Source organism: Mycobacterium sp. E136 (assembly GCF_001666865.1).
Lineage (GTDB): Bacteria > Actinomycetota > Actinomycetes > Mycobacteriales > Mycobacteriaceae > Mycobacterium.
Window position 1 is genome coordinate 1 of the sequence record NZ_LZJE01000102.1, and the last position, 3,029, is coordinate 3,029.

The 3,029-nt window shown below is 68.1% G+C and carries 3 protein-coding genes and 1 pseudogene; 1 reads left to right on the forward strand and 3 read right to left on the reverse strand.

The window, feature by feature from the left end; genetic code table 11:
• Positions 1 to 205, forward strand: a pseudogene (locus tag A5698_RS07635) (MBL fold metallo-hydrolase); the annotation flags it as partial.
• Positions 206 to 232: 27 nt separating this feature from the next.
• On the opposite strand, the gene A5698_RS07640 reads toward A5698_RS07635, so the two are convergent.
• The 3 genes from A5698_RS07640 to A5698_RS07650 form a co-directional block, all read right to left on the reverse strand.
• Positions 233 to 1,870 carry an FAD-binding dehydrogenase gene (locus A5698_RS07640; protein ID WP_068295203.1) on the reverse strand — a complete coding sequence of 546 codons (1,638 nt, stop codon included), beginning with the start codon at positions 1,868 to 1,870 and terminating at the stop codon, positions 233 to 235.
• 64 nt (positions 1,871 to 1,934) lie between these two features.
• Positions 1,935 to 2,432 (reverse strand): glutathione peroxidase, encoded by a 498-nt coding sequence (locus A5698_RS07645; protein ID WP_068295199.1) that lies wholly within the window; start codon positions 2,430 to 2,432, stop codon positions 1,935 to 1,937.
• Positions 2,433 to 2,441: 9 nt separating this feature from the next.
• Positions 2,442 to 2,999, reverse strand: coding sequence for a TetR/AcrR family transcriptional regulator (locus A5698_RS07650; RefSeq protein WP_068295201.1), 558 nt, complete (start codon positions 2,997 to 2,999; stop codon positions 2,442 to 2,444).
• Positions 3,000 to 3,029: the final 30 nt, after the last annotated feature.

Here is a 3,029-nt window from a genome sequence, read left to right on the forward strand (position 1 = left end):
CGTGCTCGCCACACCCGCCGCCGCGCCCTGGATGAAGATCTCCGAGGCCGTGGACTACCTGCGCGCGGTGGCGCCGACGCATGCGGTGCCCATCCACCAGGGCATCATCGATCCGAGCGCTCGCGGGATCTTCTACGGTCGCCTGACGGAGATGACCGACACCGACTTCCGGGTGCTCGAACCGGAGAACGGCACGGAATTCTGATGCGCGGCTCGGCCGCGGAACTCTGAGTCAGGCCGTATCGCGCGCGGCGGCCCGGCCAGCGGCCCGCCCGGAGAACACGCAACCGCCGAGGAAGGTGCCCTCCAGCGATCGGTAGCCGTGCACGCCGCCTCCGCCGAATCCGGCGGCCTCGCCTGCGGCGTACAGACCGTCGAACGCGCTTCCGTCGGATTTGAGCACGCGGGCGTCGAGGTCGGTTTCGAGTCCGCCCAACGACTTTCGCGTCAGGATGTGCAGCTTCACCGCGATCAGCGGTCCGGCCTTGGGGTCGGTCAGGCGGTGTGGCGCGACAACGCGGCTGAATCGGTCACCGAGATAGTTGCGCGCAACGCGGATCGAGGCGATTTGCATGTCCTTGGTGAACTTGTTGGCGACCTCCCGGTCGCGCGCCGTGACCTCGGCCTCGACCGTCGCATAGTCCAGCGGCACCACATCCGGCACGGCGTTCATCGACGAGACCAGATCGCGCAGTGAATCCGCACTGACGAAGTCAACGCCGCGGTCGACGAACGCCTGCACCGGCGCCGGCGCCCCCGGACGGACCCGCGACAACACGTCGCGGATGCTGCGACCGGTCAGGTCCGGGTTCTGCTCCTGACCCGAGAGCGCGAACTCCTTGGCGATGATTCGTGTGTTGAGGATGAACCACGTGTAGTCCTGACCCGTTTGCGCGATGTGCTCCAGCGTGCCGAGCGTGTCGAAACCCGGGTACAGCGGGGACGGCAGGCGATTGCCGTTGGCGTCCAACCACAACGACGACGGCCCGGGCAGGATGCGGATGCCGTGCAGCGGCCAGATGGGGTCGTAGTTGGTGATGCCCTCGGTGTAGTGCCACATGCGGTCGCTGTTGATCACGCGTGCCCCCGCGGCCTCGGTGATGCCGATCATCCGACCGTCGACGTGCGCGGGCACACCGGACAGCAGCTGTTCGGGTACCCGGCCCATCCGCCTGGGCCAGTTCTGCCGCACCAGGTCGTGGTTGCCGCCGATGCCGCCGCTGGCGACGATCACCGCTTGTGCGCGAAATTCGAACTCTCCGACGGGTTCTCGCGAGGTGGCGACGCCGCGGGCGGCGTCAGACGGCTCGAGCACGGTTCCGCGCACGCCGACGACGGTGCCATTCTCGACGATGAGCTCGTCGACCCTGTGGCGGTGCGCATACCGGGCTCGGCCCGTGAGGCGGCGCGCGAAGATGTCGACGATCGCGGGGCCGGTGCCCCAGGTGATGTGGAAGCGCGGCACCGAGTTGCCGTGGCCGCGCGCGTCGTATCCACCGCGCTCGGCCCATCCGACGAGCGGGAACGTCTGCAGGCCGCGCTCGCGCAGCCAACCGCGCTTCTCCCCCGCCGCGAAATCGACGTAGGCATGAGCCCACTGCCGCGGCCAGTGATCTTCCGGGCGGTCGAATCCCGCTGAGCCCAGCCAGTCCTGCAGCGCCAACTCGTGGCTGTCGCGGATGCCCATCCGCCGTTGCTCCGGGCTGTCGACGAAGAAAAGCCCGCCGAACGACCAGAACGCCTGACCGCCGATGTTGTTGGCGTTCTCCTGGTCGACGATCAGTACGCGTCGGCCGCGTTCGACGAGTTCGCAGGCCGCCACCAGACCCGCCAGCCCGGCTCCCACGACGATGACGTCAGCATCTGCCATGGCCGCCACGTTAGCGGGACGGGCCAAGCGGCGGACGCCATTACGACGTCAGGCAGCCGACGGGCTAGCGCGGTAGGACGTCTTCGATGGCCGCGATCACCTCGGGCGCATCGGGCTCGGTGCGGGGCCGGAACCGCTTGACGACTTTGCCGCCCGGCGCGAGCAGGAACTTCTCGAAGTTCCACTGGATGTCGCCGGCCTCGCCGCCGTCGTCGGGCGTCTTCGTCAGCTCGGCATACAGCGGATGCCGGTCGGCGCCGTTGACATCGGTCTTGGCGAGCAACGGGAACGTCACGCCGTACGTCGTCGAACAGAACTGTTGAATCTCCTCGGCCGTGCCGGGTTCTTGACCCATGAACTGGTTGCACGGCACGCCGACGACCGTGAGCCCGCGGTCTCGGTAGTCCTTGGCCAACTGTTCGAGCGCGGTGTACTGCGGTGTCAGACCGCATTTGGAGGCGACGTTGACCACCAGGGCTGCGCCGCCGGCCAGCTCGCCGAGCGTGGTGTCGCGGCCGTCGAGGGTGGTAACAGCGATATCGGTCAGCGGAGTGTCGGTCATGCTCGCACGTTACCCGGTCTCGAACAGCATGCCCGCGACCCGGTGCACGGTCGCCAGTGGATCGCCTTCGACGTCGATCGCCTTGTTCAGCCACAGCAGCGAAAAGCCGTGTACCAGAGACCAGGCGGCCAACGCGGCCGCCTGAGGATCCTGCGCAGCACGCGGATCGTCGAGGGTGCCGACACCCTGCCGCAGTTCCGCCCCCGCTGCATCCTGGGCGGCTTTCAACTCCGCGTTGTCCGGGTCGACGAGCGCCCGGTCGAACATGACCGCGTAGTGGCCTGGGTGGTCGAGCGCGAAGCGCACGTATGCCAGTGCGGCGTCGATGAATTCCGGGCCGGTCTCGGACAGCGCCGCGGCGAGCTTGCGCCAACCCTCCGCGGCGAGCGCGGTGAACAACCCACGGCGATCGGTGAAATGGTGCGCGGGCGCGGCGTGCGATACGCCGGCGACTCGCGCGAGTTCGCGTAGCGAGATTCCGTCGGCCCCCCGTTCGGCCACCAAGCTTGCCGCTTCGGCGAGGATGACGGCCTTCAGGTCGCCGTGGTGATAGGACGTCCTGCTCATGCGGACATCGTAGCGGAAATCTTGACAGTG

Excerpts from the sequence above, each read along its gene's own strand:
- A5698_RS07640 (WP_068295203.1), bottom strand. The coding sequence starts at position 1,870 with ATGGCAGATGCTGACGTCATCGTCGTGGGAGCCGGGCTGGCGGGTCTG.
- A5698_RS07645 (WP_068295199.1), bottom strand. The coding sequence starts at position 2,432 with ATGACCGACACTCCGCTGACCGATATCGCTGTTACCACCCTCGACGGC.
- A5698_RS07650 (WP_068295201.1), bottom strand. The coding sequence starts at position 2,999 with ATGAGCAGGACGTCCTATCACCACGGCGACCTGAAGGCCGTCATCCTC.